The organism is Enterovibrio sp. FF113, assembly GCF_041439165.1.
Taxonomy (GTDB): domain Bacteria; phylum Pseudomonadota; class Gammaproteobacteria; order Enterobacterales; family Vibrionaceae; genus Enterovibrio; species Enterovibrio norvegicus_A.
Genome location: NZ_JBGONO010000048.1, coordinates 1 through 4,045 on the forward strand (window position 1 = coordinate 1; position 4,045 = coordinate 4,045).

The 4,045-nt window shown below is 44.2% G+C and carries 4 protein-coding genes and 1 tRNA gene; 4 read left to right on the top strand and 1 reads right to left on the bottom strand.

The genetic code is table 11. The features are described 5' to 3' along the window. Positions 1–127 precede the first annotated feature (127 nt). The 4 genes from ACED36_RS21990 (at position 128) to ACED36_RS22005 (ending at position 3,204) form a co-directional block, all read left to right on the top strand. Positions 128–204, top strand: a tRNA-Met gene (locus ACED36_RS21990). A 241-nt stretch (positions 205–445) separates the two neighbouring features. After that, a complete protein-coding gene (locus tag ACED36_RS21995; RefSeq protein ID WP_016958882.1) occupies positions 446–940 on the top strand; it encodes an Lrp/AsnC family transcriptional regulator in 495 nt (164 codons plus the stop codon). A 192-nt stretch (positions 941–1,132) separates the two neighbouring features. Further along, positions 1,133–2,101, top strand: a complete 969-nt coding sequence (locus tag ACED36_RS22000; protein WP_016958881.1) for an arginine deiminase-related protein — start codon at positions 1,133–1,135, stop codon at positions 2,099–2,101. Between the two features lie 170 nt (positions 2,102–2,271). Next, on the top strand, positions 2,272–3,204 hold the full coding sequence (locus ACED36_RS22005; RefSeq protein WP_371733819.1) for an exopolyphosphatase: 933 nt from the start codon (positions 2,272–2,274) through the stop codon (positions 3,202–3,204). 97 nt (positions 3,205–3,301) lie between these two features. Here the strand turns inward: ACED36_RS22005 and ACED36_RS22010 are convergent, their stop codons facing one another. After that, positions 3,302–3,658 carry a HopJ type III effector protein gene (locus ACED36_RS22010; protein WP_016958879.1) on the bottom strand — a complete coding sequence of 119 codons (357 nt, stop codon included), beginning with the start codon at positions 3,656–3,658 and terminating at the stop codon, positions 3,302–3,304. Positions 3,659–4,045: the final 387 nt, after the last annotated feature.

Below are 4,045 nucleotides of genomic sequence, written 5' to 3' on the forward strand. Positions count from 1 at the left end.
GGGCTCATAACCCGAAGGTCGTTGGTTCAAATCCAGCTCCCGCAACCACATTTTAGCTTTCGATTTATCGGAAGATAAAGCTCTCACAGAGAGCAAGTTGACATCGTACTTTGAACGATTAATCGGACGCGGGATGGAGCAGTCTGGTAGCTCGTCGGGCTCATAACCCGAAGGTCGTTGGTTCAAATCCAGCTCCCGCAACCAAATTTAAGCTCGGTGGTTATAGCAAGTTTTTGTCATAACCCTCAGGCCGTTGCAAAGGGTTTGCCCGTTAAAACCCAGTTCTCGCAACCAAATTCGAAAGCCCAGTCATTTGACTGGGCTTTTTTGTATCTACTAGATTTCAGCAGTACTTTGTCAATTGTTGTAAAAGCGTTATGCTGCAGTGAAAACGCCTAATAGTTAGAGCACAGATAGGTAATTTCTCGCACAAGGACGTTGTAGCATGGCAGTTTCTAATGTGGTCTCGTTAGACCGCACCGACATCGAAATTCTCCGTATTCTTCAGACAAACGGTCGCTTGCCTGTTGTCGAACTCGCGAAGCGGGTAAACCTTACAACTACACCGTGTTCCGAACGCGTCAAACGGCTTGAAAGAGAGGGCTATATCTCCGGCTATCATGCGGATATTTCCGCAGAAAAGCTTGGCTTAGATGTTGTTGTGTTTATTCATATGCGTTTGGACCAGACCAACCTGTCTATCTTTGATAAGTTCGCCAAATCGGCATTGTTAATTCCAGAGATCGAAGAGTGTTATTCCTTGTCTGGTGACTTTGATGCCATGGTCAAAGTGCGTGTTAAGAATATCAAAGCCTATCAGCAATTTATGTCTACTCGAATCATCCAGCTCCCTGGTGTGATTCAAACGCGAAGTGAAATTGTTATTGCCGAGTACAAGCGAAGTGCAGGAATTAACCCTGAGTTGATTTCTTTGTCTTGAACTCGAAACGTTAAGACAAAGTAACGGGCAATGTCTGTGCCTCATGGTTATTATTTCTGTATATCGACTTTTTTAGAGGTAATACCCCCAGCAGAGACGAGAATTATCGTCTCATTTAGGTAACTTCCCCACGATTCCCTGACTAAAATGAACCTCATAACAATAATGTTAATAAAATGTTGAGGTGTTCTTATGATCGCACCCATTCTGAGAGATACGATCCACTCTCAAAACCAAGCGGTACATACAACCAATGCCGTTGTGATGGTGCCACCCGTTGATTTTAAATTTAATACTGAAACCAGTGCTGATAATGAATTCCAAAAATCATTGGCATTGTCGGATGTTCAGGTGCGTGGAAAAGCTTTGCAGGAATTCAATCAAATGGTTGAGCTGCTGAGAGGTCATGGCGTTAACGTTACTGTGATGAACTATTCGCCAAGCGAAGGTGAAACACCCGATGCCGTTTTTCCGAATAACTGGTTTTCAACCCTGCCAAATGGAGATTTGTACTTATTTCCGATGGCTTGTGAAAATCGCCGTAGAGAAATCCGCCCAGAAACGCTGACGGAAGCACTTGTTACTTCCGGTTTTAATGCGCCAGTGGTACTCGAAATTGGCAGTCTGAGTTCGCCTGATGCATTTTTAGAGAGTACTGGTGTGATGATCATGGATCATACCAACGGCACGGTTTACGCAGCCCTTTCAGTTCGCTGCGACCGTAAACTGCTTCAAGAGTATGCCGATAGAGCAGGTTTTCGCGATGTTATTTTCTTTGATACCCAAATGTCATCTGGTGCGCCTGTTTATCACACAAATGTGATGATGGCGGTAGGTGAAGGTTTTGCAGTGATCTGTGATGAAATCATTGAAGAGTTTGAACGTCGCCGAGTGCTTGGCTCGCTGCAAAAGACCAAAGATGTGGTCTCGATTACTGAAGAACAAATGGGACATTTTTGCGGTAACATACTTCAGCTGCAAAGCGATAAAGGTGAACGATTGATCGCGATGTCACTGTCTGCCTATAACGCGTTTACGTTGGAACAAAAGCGAGTACTGCGTAAGCACGGAAAACTGGTGCCAATAGACGTGTCCACCATCGAAACCATCGGAGGAGGCAGCGTTAGGTGCATGCTCGCCGAGAATTTCCTTCCTCAATAGAAGCCGCGATGCGGCTTTTTTTTCTTTTCCTCCAATCATCTGCGTGAATAACATCCTCCTCACAAGTTGCACAATTGGGTATTCGTCTTATTCTTAAGAGAGTGTTAAACAAAGAACAAATACGATTTAGTGAAAAGGGGTTTGCCCAATCTCTTTACAGGAGCAATGTTATGTCCGAAAGACGATACCGTCTTATCACCCGAAGTGATTTCGACGGGTTAGTGTGTGCGGTACTTCTCAAACACATTGATCTGATTGATGAGATAAAGTTTGTGCACCCAAAAGATATGCAAGATGGCGTGGTTGAAATTAATGAATATGACATCACCACAAATCTACCCTATAACGCCAAAGCACATCTTTGCATCGACCACCATGCATCAGAGTTAATTCGCAATCAGGATCTCAATGCCAATTACATCATTGACGCTGATGCACCATCTGCAGCACGTGTTGTGTGGAAGCATTTTGGCGGTGAAAACACCTTCCCAAGTGGATGGGACGAGATGATGGAAGAGGTCGATAAAGGTGATTCTGCCCAATACACAAAAGATGAAGTGTTGTACCCAAAAGCGTGGGGTCTCCTAAACTTCATTATGGATGCACGCACGGGGTTGGGACGTTTTCGCGAGTTTCGGATATCGAATTACGAGCTGATGATGGATTTGATCGAACATTGCCGAGATAAGTCTATCGCAGAGATCATGGAGCTTCCAGACGTTAAAGAACGTGTCGACGTTTACTTTAGTCATAGAGAAAAGTTTCAGGAACAACTTCGACGCTGCGCGTCGGTATGTGGCAATCTTGTCATTCTTGACCTTCGCCATGAAGATCCGATTTGGGCAGGTAATCGATTCGAAATATACGCTGTGTTCCCACAATGCAACATCTCAGTCCATGTGCTTTGGGGGCTGAAAAAGCAAAACACTGTGTTTGCCTGTGGAAAATCAATATTTGATCGTACGTCGACAACGAACATCGGCGAATTAATGCTGAGCTATAATGGCGGCGGACATGAGAATGCGGGGACTTGCCAAGTGCCTAATGAAAATGCAGCGCGGGTGCAAGATGAGCTTATTGTAAGAATCAATCAAGATGGGTAATACTCAAGCTTGAGAGTTTGACGACACAGCCTCGTACTGAAAGAGCCTGTGTCGTTATTCATTGAAACAACGCAAAAGTGATTAAGTCGCTGAAAGACTATGCCACAGAAAATTTTGGCGTTAACGGTAACCGATCAAAAGAAACGCCCTTCCATCCGCTCACCACAAAATTCCGAATATTCTGGTGATCACTGCCACCAGGGTGACCGAGAACATCCTCTCTATAGTAGCGACCGAAACAAGCAACCACTGACCGTTCATCAAGCCCATGTAACTTCCCAAAAGCGAGAATCTTACACGACCCAGAGTTCTGCCCAGCTTTGTTGGTTAAGTTCCCATTGACGAATTGGCTCGGGGAAAAGTCGTACAAGCCATCAATCACCGCCATGGTATCTTCAAATTCGATAAGCTCAGGTGTGTTGGTGAGTTTTAGCAAAAAATTGTTAAGTTGCATTTCTATCCTAATTATCATTAAGCGTCACGGGTTCGGATACGCATAATTAAAGCCATATTTTCACTGTGATATTGGATCATTTGCGCGAAAAACTGTACGTGGCGTGTCCATTATTATCACTTCTATCAGGATGAGGCGAGAAAGGGAAGGGCTGTCACCGATATTACTGTGGTTTCGTAAGTTCTGAGTCAATCAGAGTGATAAAAAAAAGAAGTGAAATATTACTTCTCAATGGTACATGAGAAGCGTTTTTGCTGAGATAATCATCAAAGTGCTTTTAAAAACAACGAACAAGCAAAGTAATCCAAAAAAATGTTTACAGGTGCCGAGGAGGCCGTTAATATTCGCGGCAACAACGGAGAGATGGCTGAGTGGTTTAAAGCACCG

What these genes read in the sequence shown, in the direction of transcription:
- ACED36_RS21995 (WP_016958882.1), top strand. Translation starts at nt 446, where the DNA reads ATGGCAGTTTCTAATGTGGTCTCGTTAGACCGCACCGACATCGAAATT.
- ACED36_RS22000 (WP_016958881.1), top strand. Translation starts at nt 1,133, where the DNA reads ATGATCGCACCCATTCTGAGAGATACGATCCACTCTCAAAACCAAGCG.
- ACED36_RS22005 (WP_371733819.1), top strand. Translation starts at nt 2,272, where the DNA reads ATGTCCGAAAGACGATACCGTCTTATCACCCGAAGTGATTTCGACGGG.
- ACED36_RS22010 (WP_016958879.1), bottom strand. Translation starts at nt 3,658, where the DNA reads ATGCAACTTAACAATTTTTTGCTAAAACTCACCAACACACCTGAGCTT.